13 protein-coding genes are annotated in these 20,824 nt (G+C 41.7%); 2 read left to right on the top strand and 11 right to left on the bottom strand.

Going from position 1 to position 20,824, the window contains the following annotated elements; genetic code table 11:
• Positions 1-91: 91 nt before the first annotated feature.
• Complete coding sequence (locus H5180_RS16000; protein WP_182758599.1) at positions 92-841, bottom strand: ABC transporter substrate-binding protein; 750 nt, start codon at positions 839-841, stop codon at positions 92-94.
• A gap of 298 nt (positions 842-1,139) precedes the next feature.
• Between H5180_RS16000 and H5180_RS15995 the strand changes: the two genes are divergently transcribed.
• Complete coding sequence (locus tag H5180_RS15995) at positions 1,140-2,645, top strand: DUF2235 domain-containing protein (RefSeq protein WP_145239800.1); 1,506 nt, start codon at positions 1,140-1,142, stop codon at positions 2,643-2,645.
• Between the two features lie 52 nt (positions 2,646-2,697).
• Here the strand turns inward: H5180_RS15995 and eat are convergent, their stop codons facing one another.
• From eat to H5180_RS15980, 3 genes are read right to left on the bottom strand one after another with little or no spacing between them, the layout of a single operon-like run.
• Entirely contained in the window at positions 2,698-4,095 is a 1,398-nt protein-coding gene (gene eat, locus H5180_RS15990) for an ethanolamine permease (RefSeq protein WP_220493127.1), read from the bottom strand.
• A 51-nt stretch (positions 4,096-4,146) separates the two neighbouring features.
• A complete protein-coding gene (gene eutC, locus H5180_RS15985) occupies positions 4,147-5,016 on the bottom strand; it encodes an ethanolamine ammonia-lyase subunit EutC (protein ID WP_145239803.1) in 870 nt (289 codons plus the stop codon).
• Positions 5,013-6,419 carry an ethanolamine ammonia-lyase subunit EutB gene (locus H5180_RS15980; protein ID WP_182758598.1) on the bottom strand — a complete coding sequence of 469 codons (1,407 nt, stop codon included), beginning with the start codon at positions 6,417-6,419 and terminating at the stop codon, positions 5,013-5,015. Before H5180_RS15980 ends, eutC begins: the two co-directional genes overlap by 4 nt.
• 245 nt (positions 6,420-6,664) lie before the next feature.
• On the opposite strand from H5180_RS15980, the gene H5180_RS15975 reads away from it, so the two are divergent.
• Entirely contained in the window at positions 6,665-7,615 is a 951-nt protein-coding gene (locus H5180_RS15975; protein WP_145239807.1) for a helix-turn-helix domain-containing protein, read from the top strand.
• 23 nt (positions 7,616-7,638) lie between these two features.
• On the opposite strand, the gene H5180_RS15970 is transcribed toward H5180_RS15975, so the two are convergent.
• The 7 genes from H5180_RS15970 to H5180_RS15940 form a co-directional block, all read right to left on the bottom strand.
• Positions 7,639-8,349 (bottom strand): ABC transporter substrate-binding protein, encoded by a 711-nt coding sequence (locus tag H5180_RS15970; protein ID WP_182732545.1) that lies wholly within the window; start codon positions 8,347-8,349, stop codon positions 7,639-7,641.
• 173 nt (positions 8,350-8,522) lie between these two features.
• Positions 8,523-11,150 carry a glycosyl hydrolase family 18 protein gene (locus H5180_RS15965; RefSeq protein ID WP_182758597.1) on the bottom strand — a complete coding sequence of 876 codons (2,628 nt, stop codon included), beginning with the start codon at positions 11,148-11,150 and terminating at the stop codon, positions 8,523-8,525.
• A 67-nt stretch (positions 11,151-11,217) separates the two neighbouring features.
• A complete protein-coding gene (locus H5180_RS15960) occupies positions 11,218-12,813 on the bottom strand; it encodes a lytic polysaccharide monooxygenase (protein ID WP_182732543.1) in 1,596 nt (531 codons plus the stop codon).
• 58 nt (positions 12,814-12,871) lie between these two features.
• Positions 12,872-16,042, bottom strand: coding sequence for a glycosyl hydrolase family 18 protein (locus tag H5180_RS15955; RefSeq protein WP_182758596.1), 3,171 nt, complete (start codon positions 16,040-16,042; stop codon positions 12,872-12,874).
• A 458-nt stretch (positions 16,043-16,500) separates the two neighbouring features.
• A complete protein-coding gene (gene arfA / locus H5180_RS15950; RefSeq protein WP_149981958.1) occupies positions 16,501-16,701 on the bottom strand; it encodes an alternative ribosome rescue factor ArfA in 201 nt (66 codons plus the stop codon).
• A gap of 108 nt (positions 16,702-16,809) precedes the next feature.
• On the bottom strand, positions 16,810-19,347 hold the full coding sequence (locus tag H5180_RS15945; RefSeq protein ID WP_182758624.1) for a TonB-dependent siderophore receptor: 2,538 nt from the start codon (positions 19,345-19,347) through the stop codon (positions 16,810-16,812).
• A gap of 286 nt (positions 19,348-19,633) precedes the next feature.
• Positions 19,634-20,284, bottom strand: coding sequence for a UPF0149 family protein (locus H5180_RS15940; RefSeq protein ID WP_182732540.1), 651 nt, complete (start codon positions 20,282-20,284; stop codon positions 19,634-19,636).
• Positions 20,285-20,824 lie beyond the last annotated feature (540 nt).

Here is a 20,824-nt window from a genome sequence, read left to right as displayed (position 1 = left end):
GGGTGTCATTTAAGTTTGAATTACTACAATCGCCATTTATTAGGTGGGTGTCTTTATTTATTTAAGTGGGTGTCTTTATTTTTTTTATTAGTTACTCTGGCTGTGCTGAGGCTAGATGTTCGTAACGGGCTAATATTTCATCATATTCACCTGAGCGCTTTATTTGCTCTAGCCCTTTGTTAAAGGAGGTTATTATATATTCAGCATTGGGGTGCTCTTTACTGATTCCAATATGAAGAGGGTGCTTAATTAAAGCTGGTTGCCAAATTGTTAGCTCTGTTGAGTAGCCATTTTTTTTCATTTCGAACCATGCTGCGTATTTATCAACCAGAGCAATATCAGCGCGATGCTTTTTTACATGCTCAAGACAACTATGGACATTAAGTAAAGGAACGATTGTAAGCCTATCAATAGACTGTAAATACTCATGATATCCGTAACCTCTAATTGTACTGATTGTTAAGCTTTCTAGGCTGTGAGGGCCTTGATAATCAAGCTGCGACTTAGTATTACTAATTATGCTAAGTTCATTAATAAAGTAGGGCTGGCTAAATAAAATTGTTTTAGCACGATTTTCTGTCCACCATAATGCAGGGATCAAATCAATTTCATTATTTTCTAACATTCGCATTGCACGACTAAATGGCGCTATTTTAATATCGAATGCAATATTCTGGCTAAAAAATGCAGCACGTACAAGCTCAGTAGTCATACCCGTTCCATCAGCAAATATGTAGGGAGGCCATTCATTATGAGATCCTACTAAAGGCTGTGTTATTGAATTAGAAAGCGCAGCAGTACTTTGTATGCATAACAGCAAAATAATAAAAAATTTAGTCATAGCAACACGATACCTTTTATCATGCCTACCTAAAGATACACAATAATACATTTGCTCTAGGCAAATCTGCGTAACTTAACTATTTAACCTAAGGCTTAATGGCAACTTGAACTTTGTTACTAAACCAGAGCTTCAACTGTTTAAGCTTAGACTACATTTGACTATATTATTTTCAATCTATAAAAAAGTATTACCTAAAATAAATAACAAAAATCCTTATTGCATATTTGAGTGGATTGTCTTCAAATTTAAATAATTTACCTGTAAGTTATAAAAAACCACATAAAGGAATGATGCTATGACCGCGAAAACGCTGATTTTCAACTTTGATGGCACAGGTAGTGAGCCACGTGATGCTGAGCAGTTCAGCTCTGCGCATTTTAAGGAAGATGCAAGCATTTCGAATATTCTCAAACTTCATTTATTAATGGGTGGCCAGTTAAATAACGAGCCCGTTACTCCTTTTACTAATCAACTTAGCTTCTATTACCAAGGTATTGGAACTCAAGGAAGTCGTTTAAAGCGATTCCTCAATCAATCTTTCGCACCACGCGATGACGATGTTGCCAGTATTTTAAATCATGCTATAAATGATTTTAAGCGCTACTACAAAACTGGCGATACATTGTTACTCACCGGCTTTAGTCGCGGCGCTGCGTTAGCACGACGTTTTGCAAAATGCTTAGAGCCGCTCATAGATAATAACGTTTATTTATGCGTATTTGATACTGTGGCATCCATTGGTTTATCCAAAGTCACCAAGGCCACCCGAGGCGCTGAGCATGTTATTTTTGAAAACCATACTTTAGCGACCAACATAAATCAGGCTCTGCATTGTGTGGCACTGGATGAAAAGCGTCGAGCTTTTGAACCTACCCTTATAAATCATCAAAACAATGTACATGAAATATGGTTTGCAGGCGCGCATTCCGATATCGGTGGTGGCTATTATCGAGATGGGCTGGCGGATATTTGCTTACGCTTTGCAATGGAGTGGTTACTTGAACTGCCTGTGGCTTTATCTTTTTTAACTAGTCAAGCAATCGATTATTCATCGTTATTTCCTGCTGATCAAAACAGTTTTATCGCCCAAGATGATATGACCATCACCCCAGATCCTCTCGCGTTAAGCCATCAACAGAATTATTTTTGGTTTAATCCTTTATTTAAACTGATTGATCGTGAATGTACCGTGCTGGTTGATGACGAACAAAGTAAGCTGTTACCCATTATCCACCACAGTGTTGCTACACGTATCAATCAATTAACCAGTTATCGTCCCGAGTCTTTAAAAAACCTTAGTTATCTACTGCTGTATGCAGATCAAACTACGCTCAGTTTTAACGGCTTGTCTGCCCATATTGCTTTAAAAAATCAAAACATGTCGGTGTTACAAATTGGCCAAAGCCAAGATGTGTTGGTTTATGCCGCAGAGCAATACAATGCAACAGGACTAATGCTTGAACAAGGGGCTACTTATCGCTTTAGCCCTTACCCAGAACAACTTTGGTATGACGATGGCGTAAAATGTGGGCCACAAGGTTGGCACCGAGATAACCTACAGTTGGGTGTAAAAGAGATCCCCATGGCATTGCTCGAACCCTTTCGTCGTTTACCACATGCAAACTGGTTTGCCTTAATTGGTGCTATTGCCCATAGCGATAATGATGCTTTTGAGATTGCCGATGGGGGTGAATTTAAAATGACTCACTCAGGAGAATTTACGCCTTTTGCAAATGATTTGGTGCGTTTTTATGGCGCTAATGCTGGGCGTATAAAAATAAACGTGACCCGCCTTGGTTAATTGCATTATTAATAGGCCGTGCTAACGGCCTATTAATAACATTAAACTATCACTATTTTGCACTTAAAGCGGCTTCAGCTTCAGCCAACATAGCAAACTCTTCATCGGCACTGTGTGCGACTAAGTGCTTACTACTGTATGCAAAGTAATAAATCGCTCCGATCACAAATAGCACCACAGTAAACAAGAATGCACGAGGATCAAACGCGTACACCCCAGTTAAAGCCACCAAAGATAAGACCAGCGCAATTGCTGAGGTTATCATGCCACCTGGCGTTTTATAAGGTCGTGCGAGTTCAGGCTGTTTAATACGCAGTAAAATATGGCTCAATGCCATCAATGCATACGAAACCGTAGCGCCTACCACGGCCATCGCCAGCATTAAATCACCTTCACCACTTAATGATGCTAAGAAGCCAAAAATACCCGGCACAATTAAGGCACGTGCCGGCACTTTTCGTGAAGTTGTAACCGACAAACTTTTTGGAAAGTAGCCCGCTCTAGAGAGCGCAAACACTAACCGACTATACCCATAGATAATCGAGAAAAACGATGCCACTAAACCCGCTAAACCTAATATATTAACGAGTGTTGCTAAGCTTGCATTCCCTGTTACGTTTAGCGCATCAACTAACGGCACGGCACTAGCGCCCATTGCGCTGGCACCACCGGCACCAGGGATCAATACTACGACTAACAGAGCAGTAAACAATAAAAACAACATTGCACCTATAATTCCTTTTGGCACGTCTTTAGCTGGATCTTTGGCTTCTTCTGCCGCTAATGGTACGCCTTCAACGGCTAAAAATAACCACATTGCAAACGGCAATGCAGCCCACACGCCATACCAACCAAAGGGCAAAAACTCGGAGGCTCCAGCAGCATCGGTGATGGCAATATCAAACAATCGCGACACATCAAAATGTGTAAATAATGCGATCGCAGTGGCTATAATGGCAAAAACCGCTAAGCCACTTATCACCATCATCACTTTTAACGCTTCACCCACTCCCGCTAAATGAATACTGATAAACACAATATAGAACAACGCATACACCCAAGGACCATTAAAACCCAGTAGCGCTTCGACCGCCGAGCCAATAAAAATAACAATCGCAGCGGGTGCTAATGCATACTCGATTAACACTGCCAAGCCAGTCAAATAACCACCAGCAGGGCCCATTGCCTGACGCGCAAAACTATAGCCACCACCCGATGCCGGAATGGCCGCCGACATTTCTGCTAATGACAAAACCAAAGTTAAATACATCACTGCCATTAATACTGTGGCGACAGCAAAGCCGCCCCAACCAGCTTCTGCAATACCAAAATTCCAACCAGCAAAATCCCCAGAAATAACATACGACACTCCTAATCCCGCCAATAAAATCCATCCCGCGGAGCCTCGTTTTAACTGTCTTTTTGCAAGGTACTCTTTATTATCTGACATTATCTTCTCCTGCTATTTATTGTTGTAATTACATTATGTTTTCGTTGTTGATTATTCTGATAGTAAAAAGTTTGTTGTTTGCGTTTGATGCTCTATCACATCGTCTTGACTGCGATCTTTTAAACCCACCCCTGACAGGTTTAAACGTTTCGCTTCTTGTAAAAGATATAAAGTCCGTTGTGCTGCATCCTGATATGACAGCCCCGCAGGACGAATATTAGAGATACAATTACGACAAGCATCATTCAGCCCTGTTTTTGGCTGCCAAGTTAAATACAGCCCTAAACTATCTGGAGAACTTAGCCCTGGCCGTTCACCAATTAATACCAGCACCACCTTGGCATTAAGGAGCTCACCTATGTCGTCGCCTATCGCCACTCTACCTTGCTCCACTAAGCTGATCGGTGCCAAACGCCATGGCTCTGGTTGTTCACGCAGTATCGTCAGTAACTGAACAAGAAAAGGATGGGCATTTTTTTGTACTGCTAAAGACGATAAACCATCAACAATAACGATTGCGATATCGTGGTGTAACTCAGTGGCTGTAGCCGCTTTACTCATATAATTGCTTAGCTGATCGCGCGATGCTTGATCTAGTTTTCGACCTAGATCAGGGCGTTGTAAATAATGATTGCGATCCACGGCTTGGCTATGTAAATGCAGTAGTGACGCGCAAAAATCCTCTAGCTGTTCACTTAACGCAGCTAAATCCAATGGAAAATTAACCGCATCTCGTGCTTGCGCATGGGAGAGTTGAAACGCCAACATTTCAGCCGTCGGAAGACTGATCCCAGCGCGCCCTAAACCAATGCGTGCATCGGTAAAGCTGCGTAGTTGCCGCCATGGGTTATGCACCACTTTGCCATTATCTTGATGTTGTTGCTGTATTTGCTGTGCCGTTTTGGGAGATGAGTTTTTCATGGCTGTCCACCACTTAAAGCTTTCAAAGAACGCGCAAATTGTGACGGTAGCGTGTCAGACAAAATATGCTGCTGGGTATCTGTCATAATGTTCATTTTTGCCAGCCAAAGTTCGAATTCAGGTGCTGGACGCAAACCTAATACCCGCCTTGCATACAGAGCATCATGAAATGAGGTGGTTTGATAGTTAAGCATAATATCATCAGATCCGGGGATCCCCATTACAAACGAACACCCTGCTACACCGAGTAAGGTCAGTAAGTTGTCCATATCATTTTGATCTGCCTCAGCATGGTTGGTGTAGCACACATCACAGCCCATAGGCACACCCAGTAATTTGGCACAAAAATGGTCTTCAAGCCCTGCTCGAGTAATTTCTTTGCCATCAAATAGATATTCCGGGCCAATAAAACCCACTACGGTATTGACCAGTAACGGTTTGAATTTTCGCGCTACGGCATAAGCACGGGTTTCACACGTTTGTTGATCAAGCCCATGGTGGGCATTTGCTGATAGCGAGCTGCCCTGCCCCGTTTCAAAATACATCACATTATTGCCTACTGTTCCGCGTTTTAAACTTTGTGCTGCATCTTGCGCCTCAGCAAGTGTATTTAAATTAAAACCAAAACTTGAGTTAGTCGCCTCAGTCCCCCCTATAGACTGAAACACTAAGTCAACCGGCGCACCGGCCTCAATACATTCAATGGTGTTAGTTACATGAGTAAGAACACAGCTTTGAGTCGGGATCTGGTATTTTTCAATCACATCATCCATTAACCGCATTAATTTTATCGCTTGTGCAACATTATCAGTGGCGGGGTTAATACCAATTACGGCATCGCCACTGCCATACAGCAGCCCATCTAAAATACTCGCGGCAATGCCATTTACATTATCTGTTGGATGATTAGGCTGTAAGCGTGTTGATAAGTGGCCAGGTAAGCCAATGGTATTTCTAAATGCAGTCGTGACATGGCACTTTTTGGCAACTAAGATCAGATCTTGATTACGCATTATTTTACTAACCGCAGCAGCCATTTCGGGGGTAATACCCGCTCTGATGGTCGCTAAAATATGGCTTGTTGCGTGATCACTCAGCAGCCAATTACGAAAATCACCTACCGTTAAATGTGCGATTGCTGCAAATGCGTTAGTGTCATGTTCATCTATTATTAGCCGAGTAATTTCATCGTCTTCATAAGGGATCAAGGCATCGTTCAAGAATGTTTTTAAAGGGACTTCTGCCAGCGTCATTTGTGCCACGGCTCGCTCTTCGGCAGAACTGGCAATAACACCTGCTAAGCTATCACCAGAGCGCTGCGGGGTCGCTTTAGCCATTAACTGTGCGAGATTGTTAAATCGGTAGGTTTTACTTCCTAACGTGTATCGATACGATTGACTCATAAACTTACCTTGCTGACAAAATGTGTGTTAAAAAGGATAGGCACAGCTATTGCTTCCACTACAATAAAAAGCAATAAAAAAACAATAAACAGTGCAACGATTCTTTTAAGGTAGCTTATAGCGTACCAAGCAACTATCAAGTTTTGGCAAATGTTATTTAAACAATAAAAATCAAATAGTTAAAATTAAAAATCGGACAACTACTGTTTGCTTGTAATAATTAGCCTGGGGTGTAATACGCAACTATGCAACATAATTTACCGACAAATGCACCAAGTAAGTGCACTTTAGCTACGACCGATGTGGACCAGCAGGCGGGAAACCTAACAAACTGGCAACAAAAATATGATCAAGTCAGTGATGGCCGCTTTTATGGCTGTATTGATGAAGTGGCTTATGATGGTTTGCAAGTGTTTAAAGAATATACCCAGTGCGCATTACGACAACAGTGTAAAGTATGGCCAAATGCGTTATGGCTTGGTATTCCGGTAAACGCACAAAACAGTAAAATTAACGGTCTCACCATCGCTGATAATCAATTAATGTGCCGCCCAAGTGATTGCAACTTTGAGCTGATCACCCCTGAGCAATTTAATATTTATGGCATGGTGATCAATCAAGATACGCTTCATCAAATTGCTCAGCGACAAGGGTTGTCGCTTCAGGGCATTTGTGAACATGGATCACCGCGTATTACAACATCACCACAAACACTGCAACGTGCTCGTGAATGCATTGAACAAATCATTTATGCTAATGGCGGTGGAGCAAGTGCGGCTTTACAACACGATATTTTATTAAGTTTAGTGCTGCATTTACTGCAATCACAACTCCCCCAGCAAAAAGTAACCCCAAGTTATAAACATCGTAAAAACGTTGTTGATAAAGCGAAAGAATTTATTCACGATCACCCAGACAACATAGTGACTATCACCCAATTATGTGAGTTTACCTACGTTTGTCGACGGACTTTACAATACAGCTTTGAAAGTATTTTAGGCATCAATCCGCTGCGTTTTTTACGCATGACCCGGCTTAACCAAATACGCCGTGAACTCAGTGATCCGCAACAAAATAAACCCATTTCAATGATTGCCGCCAATTGGGGCTTTTGGCATCCGGGCCAGTTTGCTAAAGACTATAAACAACTATTTGGCGAAAACCCTTCAGACACAGTAAAACGTGCGCAGCTTTAGTGGTATCAATTATAGCTAGTTAATTAATAGGTATAGCTGGCAATTATTTGCTTGATATTCGATTGCATATCAATGATCGCTGCATTAATGGAGCGCACATTGTCCATCGTGACCGTTTTTTTACTGAGCATAAAATGGATTGGATTATCATGAATAACATAAGGATGCAGTGTAATACCGGGGATTTTTTCTTGGCTTATGAGGTATAACCCAGATATTTCATCATCAATCATAAAATCGACGCGTTTAGCTTTTAACATATATAGCCGATGCTTGAGCAAAGGTACTCGTACAAGTAAATCTTTATTGTTTGTGACTTTGCTTAGCTGCTCAAATTCTTTACCATAATAACCACCATTATTTACGGCTATGGTTTTTTGTTGCGCCAACAGGCTGGCTAAATCGTGTGTTAGATACTTAGTATCTTCATACCAGAACAGCCGCATTTTCTCACGTCTATATGGGGTTGAAAAGTGACTATATTGGGCACGTTGTTGATTGAAACTCGCAGCAGTTAATATATCCACGCGGCCATTTTCAAGCTCGACCAAACCGCGCTTTGATGACGGCAAAGGCACAAACTTACTACAGAATCCAGCATGCTTTAACACCAAACGGCTGATCTCTACATCTATTCCTGTAAGAGCCTGCTCACCATCAAAGACAAATGGTGGCCAAGGTAATATCACCCCTACTTGCAGAGTTTTTTCGCAGCTGTTACTAATTGGACTCAATAATATCAGAAATAAATAAATGTATTTGATAACTACAGCCTAGTTAAATTACAGACGCTTTTTACAGTATGGTGCATCTGACTCGAAAAACCAAAAAAAGCAGCCCGAAAGCTGCTTTAAGTAAATTACATATTAACCTTATTACCTCAAAGTAGGCTTGGGTAATAGGCTAATTAAAGTAATTTCCATACGCCTGCTACGCCTGGCTCATTTCCTTGAGTCCACCACTTAGCTTGGTATTTATTGCCTTGGTGCATTACTTCATCACCGCTATTATAAACAGCCGCAGATTGCCAAACTACTGAACCAGTATCATCTACTGGTGGAGTTGTTGCTTCCCAAACGCCACCTAAATCAGGACGATTACCTTGAGTCCACCATTTAGCTTTGTATGTAATACCGTTATAAACAACAATATCGCCGCCAACATATACCTTACTGACATCCCACGTATCACCTGTAGGAGGCGTTGTATCGGTGTTAGTTACCGTTACAGTAAAGCTTTGAGTGGTAGCAACTTGGCCGTCACTTACTGCCACAGATACTGTCAAATTAATATCAGCATCGACTGCGCCCGCCGTAAGATTAACACTGGCACCACTGCCAACTAATGTAAGACCTGTAGGGACATTCCATGTATAAGTCAGTGCGTCGTTTTGCGCATCAGAGGCAACAACCGTTACTGCTGCAGAAGCGCCTTCTTCAACAGTGATATCAGCAATCGCATCAACTGTCGGTGCAGTGTTGTCAACAGTTGTTGGCGCGATGACATTAACCACAACACTTTGGCTTACCGTTGCTTTGCCATCAGTTACACTGACGGTTGCCGTAAACTGGCTGTCTTGGGTTACGTCAGGTGCAGTAATTGCTAATGTATTTGTAGCACTACCAGATACCGTTAATTCAGATGATGCAGTCCAACTAAACGTTAGTGGATCATTATCGGCATCTGTTGCTGAAGCACTGACAGAAACACTTTCGCCAGCGTTCACGGTTACAGTGCTTGATACTGATAACACTGGTTTTTTATTACTTGGTGGTGTAACAACTCCACCTAAGCCATCGTGCATAGCATTGAGAATATCGCCATTATCGGCATCAATTTCCCATGCAAATAACCCACCTAAGTTATATTGATTAACATAAGCACCTTTAGCTATCACTGACTCACGGCTATCGTAAGTAATTAGTTTACCTGTGGCGCGATTCCACACATACGCAGCTTGCGCTTGGTCATCGTAGCCTACTTCAAAGCCATTAACACCAGTGCCTGCAGCACCAATCATATGAGTTTTGATGCCTTTATAATCAATAACGCCATCTTCCCACACGCCTTGTGCTGTTGAGCCTTTTAATGGACCGGAGCCTGTTGCTGTCATAGGGTTACCATCAATAGTGGTGCCTGTTGGATAAACACCTTCCCAACCACGGCCATACATAGCAGTACCAACAACAATTTTTTTCGAGTTTACATTTTGTGCTAATAATAACTGTACTGCGTTATCTGTTGTATAAGCAGGGCCTTTACGTGGCTCACCGTTTTCATCTACGCCCGTACCATTACATTGCCCTACGCTCATATGCTCACCACAATAAAGCGCAGTTTGATGGCCAGTTACGCCACTCCATGCTCCATAAAAGTCATAAGTCATAGCGAAAATATAATCCATGTATTGGCTAGCGGCTTGGTAGTCAACGTCTTCAATTTTATCGTAACCAGCGCCAATTGCTGACGTAAGCTCATAAGTACGGCCTGTTTCAGCTTCAAGCTTATCAAGCATAGCGCGCAGCTCTTGCATTAACGCAACGTATGCAGGACCATCATTTATCTGATCGCCAATATCTGGGTTAGGGCCGTCACCACCAGGAAATTCCCAGTCAATATCAACACCATCGTAAAACTTCCAGGTTCTTAAAAACTCTTCCATTGATGCTACAAAGGTGTCGCGGTTAGCTTTATTAGTAAAACCACCAAATGGATCAGAAAGCGTCCAGCCACCTACTGATGGTAAGATTTTAAGATCCGGATAACGCTGCTTAAGTGCCATTAACTGTGAATAAGTACCACGGATTGGATCTTTTGCATCCACACCTGGCAATGCTTTTTGCACAGCGGCCCATGGATCGTGGATAACCACTTCATAATCAGCAGAGCCAGCACAGGCTGTTTCAAGTGCTTGTTTAGGGCTGCCAGTTAATGATGCATTTTCACCACAAATTGGAATAAAGCCATATAAAATGTGACTTAAGTTTTGTGCCGGGATATTTGTAACATCATAATCTCGTCCGTAAATACCCCACTCAACAAAATAAGCACCGGTCACTAACCCTGCTTTGGTACCAATATCACGGTTATTAGGATCAACATCCATCGGCAGTGGCGCTAAGTGCCCGCCGTCGGTATCTGCAATCACAATTGGCTTACCAGCACTGCGTGCACAAGTAGTACCGCCTTCGCATAGTTCTACATATAATGTATGGCGACCAGCTTTGTCATAAGGGAAAGAAATAGTCCCGGTCTTAGAACCTGCAGCAAGTGTACCTTCATTTACCAACATATCATCAAAGTAAACTTTGTAGCTGTCACCACCGTCACCGCTCCATGCACTCCATTGAATGTTGATAGCAACTTCATCAACACGAGTAACAAGTTGTTTATATGATCCATTACCTTCTAAGTTCACTTCAACAAAAGAATACTGTTGCGGTTCCCAATTAATACTTGGTGTAGACGGTGCTGCAACGGCTGTACTTGCAAATAGAGCAACGCCAATGGCTGCTGTTAACTGTTTAATATTCATATTTCTCTCTTATCCATTATTTATTTAATTATTTAATAAGTTTGAACTACAAAACTTAGGCTTCTGATTAAAGTTTGGTCCATACATTGGCTTGTCCAGGTGTATCACCTTGAGTCCACCACTTAGCGCTATAGCGCTGTCCTTGATAGGTTACTTCAGCACCACTTTGATAGGCTTTACTTACATTCCAATCGTTATTCATACCCGGTTGTGAATCGCTTTGCCATGCATTAGAACTATCAGGTTGCTGACCCTGACTCCACCATTTCGCGGTATAAACAACACCTTGGAAACTGGCTTTGTCACCGGCTTGATAAACTGCACTACTGCTCCAAGCAGCAACATCAGGATCAGTGATAACGCTGTCATTTACAGTGACTTTAAAGCTAGTTTGAGTACTTAATTGACCATCCGAAACCGAAACCGACACGGTATAATCTGTGCTTGTTGATACCTCTGGCGCACTAATCACCACGTTTGCGTCACCACCGGTAAAGCTCAGTGGTGCTGGCACTGACCAGCTGTAGTTCAATTGCGTTTGTTCATCATCAAAAGCATGAAGGTGTACGGCTGTGCTGGTGTTTTCATCGACAACTAAATCATCCAAAGTGTGTACAATTGGCGCAGTATTAGTGGGAGCGCTTTGCACGCTTAAGGTATAAGTGTAATTTTCATTACTGCTATACACTTGATTAGTCAGTACATCAGTACTGTTATAAACCACGTCACCGGCTTGATTTTGCACGCCAATTTGTACTAAATGGGCATAATCTAAGTTCAGTTGTTGTGCCAGTGCTTGCTGCCAACTCGCTTGATTCGCAGCGGTCACTTTTAATTGCTGATTGATAACCTCTTGGCCATTTTCATCAAATAAACGTGCCCAAACAGTGTCACCCGCAATGGCACTTTGTCCTTGACGAACAAAGTAACCAACACTTGACCAAACACTCGGATCCGTCGGCCCTGCGTCTGTCACAATATTGATATCGCTACAGTTATAGAAACCTTCCCCCACCACATCAATACGTTGCCAACGGCTATATAAAATAGCATCGCCGCTGCGCCCTTGTGGAATAGCAACATTCATTTCGTAATAACGCTTTCCATCGGTATCTTTGATAACGTCAATATTTTCATGTTGTTGAACTAGCTCTAAGTCAGCCCACGTCAATACATCTGTTGCTGCATTAAAGCTTGGTTTAGTTAAATAAAACTGCCAAAAACTGGGATTATGCGGCGTTGCTGCTAAGTAACGAATTTGAATTTCACCATTGGCATTAGGTACCACATCACTGCGTTGCCAATGCGGCGAAGGTAAATCCATACCACGCTTTGCGTTGTCACCACCGGCACATAACGACCCATTTGGTACCTTAGCCTCTACCGCGGCTTGATTTAAGTAGTCCGGTGTATTAACTGAAAACTCAATATCTTGTACAAATTGCACTGTACCCGACTCTAAAAATGCGGCACGACAAGCAAGGTTTGGAATATTAGTGCCATCTTCGGGCCACCAATACCCACCATCGGCTTGGCAAAAAGCTTGCCGCGCTTTTGGGCTATCCATATAACCATGAGCATTCACTTGCGCTGGCATAATTGTTAGTAATACGCTGCTTGCCACTGCCGAGAGTGATAAAGTTTTAAATTTAATAGCTATCATTGTTTTGTTCTTGAAAAGCTGAAATTTTGGGACAAGCAAACTTGCCCCTATTATTTACTTACAGACTACAACTTTTAGTCCAGTCAGCTGTTGCTCCAGGTTCAGAACTTGTCCACCACTTCGCTTTATAAACGGCACTGTTATGAACCATTAAGTCACCGCCTGCGGCATGGCTTGGATTGCCTGCCCAGTCTTTTTGAGGGAAGTTTGGATATACAGGGATTGAGCTCACAGCCACACCTTCACACATACCAGATGTATCGCCACCACCATTACCAGGATCCGTGGTGTCGCCGCCACCGGTAGTTCCATCAGGCAATTGTGGGTATTCAAATTTGAACGCGTAAACTTTGCCATCTTTTTCTATAGTAAAGTTACTAGGACCGGTAATTGGCATGTAATACATAACTTGCGCATTGACTGTTTTGCCACCACTGAAGTCTTTCGGTTGACCGCCCCATTCATTGTTCAGAGTGATTGAAAAACGGTGGAATTCATTTTCATACCCACCAATGTTGTTACCTGCTGCATTTGAGCCATTTACTTCAACTGCCATGCCCAATTTTTCTTGTGCGTTCCAGTTAGATTTAAAAATAGCCGAGGTTGATACAGGTACATCAAACGAAATTTTCGCACCGCTTAGATCAATATTGGAGTTATTAGTAAACGCAAATGTTGGGCTAATTGGGTAGTTATCATCACCAATTGGGAAGTCTTTTGCTGCAAACGTTACATCTACCGCTTCAGTTGGTACAACAAAGTTTGGATTACCTGGATGAGTGTCGTACGCCACACCACTTTGGTTAAACTTGTCATAAGCCAAAGTTGTTAAGGTAGAACCCATGAAGTACTCACCTTTTGCTGAGTCAAAATCATAATCACCAGCAAGTTCCCAAAACATGATACCGCCAAGGCCATTGTTAATTACGTAATCAACTTTAGCTGCCATAGACTGCTCATCTTCAATAGATAGGAATACTTTTTTCTCTGAGTTCCATAACCAAGGTGCAACAGCAACGCTGTCATAGTGACGTGTATAAGTACCCGTTAATTGATCATCAACATCAGTCTCTGGTGTTAAGCCATACACACCTAAGTACGAACCAACAATGCCGTTCTCAAGATTTTTAACATGCCACAACGGGTTAGAACCTGCTGGCATTTCTTGTCCTGCATCGTTCTTATCATGCCAAAGATTATCAATGCCTAATGCGCCATTGCCACACTTGTTCTTTTCGCCAACGCCGGTACCTGTTGCGCAATCTGCTTGATTAGGTAGTGCAGATTGCCCCCACAGCCCATTAGTACCACCGCTGACATCTTTAAAACCACGGGTATAATAAGGAATACCAATATTGATACGCCCTGCCGATACTGCGCCGCGGAAATAACGTACCGCCCAATCAGTATTTAAATAACCAATCCCTTCAAACTCTTTAGTGCCATATACATTCCACTGCGCAAGCTCGGAGTCAAGACCGGTATCAAATAAGGCAGCGTTGTGGCCAACATGCGAGTTCCATGCACCGTGAAGGTCGTAAGACATGATGTTAACGTAATCGAGGTATTTAACCGTTTGGAATGTTTCCATACCACGAAGTAAATAACCTGAAGAAGGCGATGCAATTGTTAGTAAATAATGTTTACCCGCTTTTTCACCAGCACGGTCTAACTCTTCGCGCAGCTTTTTCATTAGTACTTGGTAAGATGCATTTAAACCTGCACGACGTGCATTTGAAATTGGGAAATCATCAGGGTGACCTGAATCTTTCATTGATGATGGGTATTCATAATCAATATCAACACCATCAAAACCATATTTCTCAATGAACTCGACTGAGCTTTTTGCAAAGGCATCAATGCCCGCTTGATTAACTGAACCATCTGCATTGGTCGTCATGGTATAAAAACCACCACTTTCAACGCGGCCCGTTTCATCAAAGAAACCACCCGTTTCAGCCCAACCACCTACAGATACTAATGTTTTAACGTGTGGGTGTTGTTTTTTGAATTTGTTTAAAAGATTGAAGTGACCTTTATACGAGAAGCTTGGGTCCATTTCGGCACCTACCACTCCTGGCCATTCCATATTTGTAGCTGGATTACCGGCTGCATTTGGATCGCCAATCGATACTTTATTATTGGCATCAACATGAGCAAACGCATAGTTGATATGAGTTATTTTATCCCATGGAATATCATTTACTAAATAGCTCGGTTGGCCATTTGCGCCATTGCGCCAACTGGTAAAGTAACCAATTACACGACGCGGATGATCAACACCCATTATCTCACGACCATCTGCATCATACACAGTACAATACGGCGTATTTACACCTGGTGTTTGATATAACCCCTGCGGATGACAATCAGTTCCAGTCACTGGTCCGGTATTTTCTTCAACAACAGTAAGCACCTTTGTTACTTGGGCTGTTGCGCCTTCGTTATCAGTTACCGTTAACGTAAAGGTTGCCTGACCAAGCGCTGTTGCTTGCCAAGCATAACTGCTTGATGCCGTACTTGCTTGGTGCACATCAGCACCATTAACCGCAAAGTTAAGTGCCGTTACTTGACCATCACTGTCAGTACCTGCAAGAGCAAACACTACTTGTGAGCCAACCGTTAATTCTGTTGGTAAACTACTGAAACTAATTGTTGCCACCGGTGCTTGATTAACCGGATCCACGATTTCAGTAACGCTGATCGTATTGATCACTTGCGAAGATTGCGCGCCGTCATCATCGGTTGCTACTGCACTCAATTGATGAGTGCCGACAACCGCGGGCCAATTAGTACTAAACGGTGCGCTACTATCAGTTGCGATTAATGCACCATCAACAAAAAACTCAACTTTTGTCACAGAACCATCTTCATCGGTTGCTTGCGCAGTTATGACAACGCTGTCTTTATCGGCAAATTGAGAATTATTTGCAGGAGTTAATACTGTAATATTGGGTGCCTGATTCTCAATGACAGCGCTGTCACACAAACCCAAAAGTTTCCATTCTTGCCACGGGCCTGAATTCTCTAAAGGGTTTGATTGTGTCCACCACTTTGCCTCATATGCACTATTTTGTGTGTGTACTTGGCTGCCACCGCTGTGAGTTTGACCCGTTTGCCATTGCGTTAATGCACTACAGTCGACTGCTGCGTGCACACTTAAGCCTACAAAACTGAGTGACACCGCACTTAGTTTGAAAGCATTTTTTATTGTCATTTGTGAGCTCATAGCTCCTCCGCCCAGGGTTAAATATAACATTAAATTTACAAATCAATTTAAAAACTACCACAGTTAACTCATACGTCAACTTAATTTGGATATGTGATGTATAGAAAACAGCCATTTTATTAACCAAAAAGGACTATAAATTATATTTTTTATCAGCATTTAACATCAAATAAAAACCATGCAGTTTAAAGAATGGGTAATTTCGCACACAAAATATGAACGCAAGGTTAATTTATGGTTACATTTTATTTGTGAGTATCTTCGCGGGCTCTAGCAAGTTTTACGAAAACGTAAACGTGAGTGTGAATAGGTATAAACAATAAGGTGGTAGACTATATAACCAAAAAACCTCGATTAGAAAAAAATTATCTAAGCGAGGTCTTATAAAAATTTCTGAGCTTGCTATTTTTTATAAAAAATAGCGTTTAGAACAAAAGCCCTATTTGATCACAACGTCATTAAGCGGCGATTAAATAGGACTCTTGTCCTGCATGCTTTTTGTTGCGCTTGTAAGCACCTTTACCTTTTTTAGCAGCTACAATTTGTGGTTTAAAAATTTTCGATGTCACTAATGCGGCTAATGCATTATCGCGAATAACACCCCGACCTGTATCTACTGATGTTGTAGATTTAGTCACTTTAGAACGACGTTTACTCATTTATTTTTCCTCTTTAAAAGTTTTGCGATTGTATGCTTGATATAAAAAAACACAAGCATTTTAAATCAAAAAGCCCGCTTATTTGCGGGCTTAATAACAACTATAAATTTAGAAACTAAAACTTACTTTTGCGTAATAACTTCTGCCATCAAAGCCATAAGGCAATGCACGTACAGGGTATTTAAATGCGCCATTGGTGATAAAGTTTAGTACTTCGTCATCACCTAGTTCATCTGGCGTTTCGTCAAATACGTTATCGGCACCAACCGAAAGCACAAACATATCATTAATTTGGTAGCTAACATTTAAATCAACTAACACTGCTGATTCAACCGTACTAGTTGGTTTGAATGAACCTGTTGGCGAAAGCTCACCCGGTAATGATATATGGTCGTTACCAAAATATTTTACATCAGTTTCGCCAAAGTAATTAAAACGAATTGTTGAAGTGTATGCATCACGTTCGTAGTCAAAGGTAAGTGTTGCTCGTTCACTAGGCTGTCCGTCGGTAAAAAAGCTGCGTTGTAAATCATCAAATGCAACCGATTCTGGAATGCCGTCCGCTGCGTTTACACCATCAATTTTAGTATCGTTTAAGTTACCCGCAAAAGTAACACCAAAGTTACCGCCTTCTACATCGGTACGATATGATGCAATTATATCAACGCCTTGAGTGGTTGAATCAACTGAGTTCGAGAAGTAGTTAGCTTGTACAGCGCCGGTTGCTTGTAAAGCAGCAACAGCCTCAGAGCTAAACGATACATCGTCAGCCGTTAATAAACTGCCAAGTGTAATACGGTCTTCAATTTCTACGCGGTAAAAATCAACCGTTAACGAAAGTTCGCTTGTGACATCGTAAACAAAACCAGCACTGTAGTTTGTCGATGTCTCAAGCTTTAAGCTATCTACACCTAGTGCACTTGGGAAAGCAGTGCCCGTATTTGCAGTAAATGATTGCGTTAACGTGCCGTCGGATCCTAAGTTAGTAGTAAATGCTGTATAGCCACTTTGCTGCAGCGAAGGGGCCCTAAAACCAGTAGATAACGCACCACGTACTGCAAAGTCATCGTTAAATTCATAACGCGTTGCTAACTTACCAATTAAGTCATCTCCAGCATCAGAGAAATCTTCATAGCGAAGTGCACCACTGACGTTCCATGCATCAGTAAGCATAGTTTCAACATCTACGTAAAATGCGTAGCTGTTACGGTCGCTCTGATTTGCAGCTTCTGGACGCAAACCGTTATAAGCTTGAAAGCCACATTGTGCAAATTGCTCAGGGTCGTTCACTGATGGATACGATGTATCCATGTTTGCTAAACCACATGCGTACGAAGCTTCATCACCAGGTACTATCTGGTAATTTTCTTTACGGTACTCTGCACCAATTGTTACATAGAGTGGTTCGCCGCGACCAATGTCCACAATACCATTTACGTCAAGGTTAATTGTTGTTTGATCGAACCTAAAACCACCTGAGTAACCACCACTTGGGCCTGCATTTGCTGCTATATCAGCATCACTTGCCGTTGGGTTATTAAATAAATACTCCGCCGCGTAAGAAGCATTTAATGTATTGCGTGATGTAAAGTCATATTGGTTTTCACCATAAACTGCCGATACATCGTAATTCCAATCTGGATTAATATCACCTTTAAAACCTAGCGCAATAGAAATATCCTGTGCTTCGTTATAAATGCGCGGTAAAAAACCATCACTGTATACTTGAGTAACATTTTTAGATGCTTCGTTAAAGTTACGGTAAAAACCGTTACCCAGTGCAGTGCGCTCAGAGTAACCACCAAACGAGTAAAGCTCACCGTCGCCCATTGGCAATGCCATATTATAAAATAACGAGGTAAATTCACTTTCCGAATTACCTTGGCCCCAACGAACGTTGTCAGATAATGTACCTGGCTCTACATCAAGCGATCCACCTGTATCGCGCTCTGCGCGGTTAGTACCATCGGCATCACGATACTCAAGAGATAAATTAATAAAACCGCCTTCTGTGCCCAAATCAAAACCGCGATTTAAACCCGCTGAAATGGTATCGCCATCACCTTCAGCTGTTTCACTATATTGTACATAACCAGTTGTTATACCAGTTGAATCATTCAGTGATAAGTTAATGACCCCAGCAATAGCATCAGAGCCATACTGCGCTGCAGCACCATCGCGTAATACTTCAACGCCTTTAAGTGCCGTAAGTGGAATAGCATTCATATCGGTACCCGCAGCACCTGCACCAACTGTACCATTAAGGCCAAAAATAGATTGATTATGACGGCGCTTACCATTTACTAAAACCAGGGTTTGGTCTGGCTGTAAGCCGCGTAATGTTGCTGGGCGAAATAAATCGGAACCGTCAGAAACTTGTGTACGCGAAAAATTAAACGATGGCGCTGTAGCTTGTAAGCTTTGACCAAGCTCGGTAAAGCCACCTTTGTTTAAATCATCAGCGTCAATTAAATCAATGGGTGACGAAGATTCAGTTGCTGTGCGGTTAGATACCCGTGAACCTAAAACGGAAATTTGTTCTATGTTTTTTTCTGCCTGAACTTGTGCGTCTTCAGCCATGACAGCTGAGCTGGTAAATGCAAGTCCTACGGCGATAGCCAATGTATTTAAACGAAGTATTGTCATGTGTGTTGTTCGACCCTGTTGACTCTTCACCTGTTTACTCGATTGCAGTAATAAACAAGTAAATTCATAAAAGTTATAATTAGTGTAATGCAGCGTCATTTACATAATGACGCCTTGACGAACATCCTAGCAACATACACATATAAAAAGAAACATATTTAACTGCGACAATGGTCGATATATGCAAAAATTAGCTAAATTTTCTTCTTTTTCATGTTTTTGATTGAATTTTAAACAAAAAAAAGCATGATTATTCAAATCATGCTGGTTGTTAAAACTATGTTTTCTAGCCTTCTTCTTCCCACAAAGCCAGTTTTTCATCTTCTAGCATCAATGCCATGGATGCAATGCCAGTAAGACTTTCATCTAATCCAGTATACAGTAGTGCAAAGCCTTCACTAAGTACCGCTGGTTCTGGATGCTCTTTGAGCGAATCTGGCCACATCGCAAAAGTGGCTAGTAAATTAAGCGTCGCTTCAAAGTTATCAATAAATAACTGTCCATCTGCCTGATTCTCAACGACCTGTTTATCGGCACTGAGTAAAAAGTTAAAGTCATGCTGCCATACTTCTTGATTCACCATATAAGCAGCTAAATAGCCGACACACCATTGTTGTAGTTGCTCACTCGGCTCTTTAGCATCTTTACCATGAGGGTAAATACTTGCCAGTATATGCTGCTGCGCGACCTGAGCCTCGGTCACATTATCCAGCAGCGTGATCATTGCGTCATGCTCCGCTGAGCTTGTCATTAATCGGGTATAAATAGGGTCATTTTTATCAGCAATATAATTGGCAATTTCTGACTCGCCATAAAATTCCGAGCACGCCAATAACCCACTGATAAAACCAATCACGCTGTCAGTACTCACCACTTTTAGTTCAGGGTGCTGACTTAGATAATCCCTAAGAACCAATTCACTTTTTTCATTAAGCATTATTCACCCTCAAGTTATTATAAAATTCATACCTACACTAACCAACAATTGGCTAATTTAAAAGCAAATTATTACTTAACCTAACTCTGGTTAAATGGTTTTTGCCCTGAGTTAAGGTCGCTCACTCAACACTGGAAAAATACATCGCACACATGTACCTAAACTTACGATAGTCTCAATTTCAATTTTCCCCTGATAATCATTAACCATAGTGTAGACTAATAGTATGCCCGTAGCTGTTAATTGCAGACTGGTTTGCTAATATAGGAGAGATGTAATCTAGTCATAGTTCGTCGCGATCATAGCAACCCTTTTCTTAACATAAATTATGGCGAAACAATTTCAAACACAACAAGCGTCGAGTTGCAGCAAAATACAAGCATTTTATTTACCTTATACCCCACAGCTAAATTATTAACTGGCTTTTTACAAAAAATTATCGAGCACTTCCTTTTCAAATAACCTGAGATCACTATAAAAATCCCATCACTTATTAAGCCTTATTAATAACCACAATAAATGATGCTAAGTAATAAAATC

The sequence above is a fragment of the Pseudoalteromonas sp. SR41-4 genome (assembly GCF_014163985.1).
GTDB classification, from domain to species: domain Bacteria; phylum Pseudomonadota; class Gammaproteobacteria; order Enterobacterales; family Alteromonadaceae; genus Pseudoalteromonas; species Pseudoalteromonas rhizosphaerae.
The sequence above is the reverse complement of the archived record's forward strand: the minus strand, read 5'-3'. Positions and strand labels throughout refer to the sequence as shown.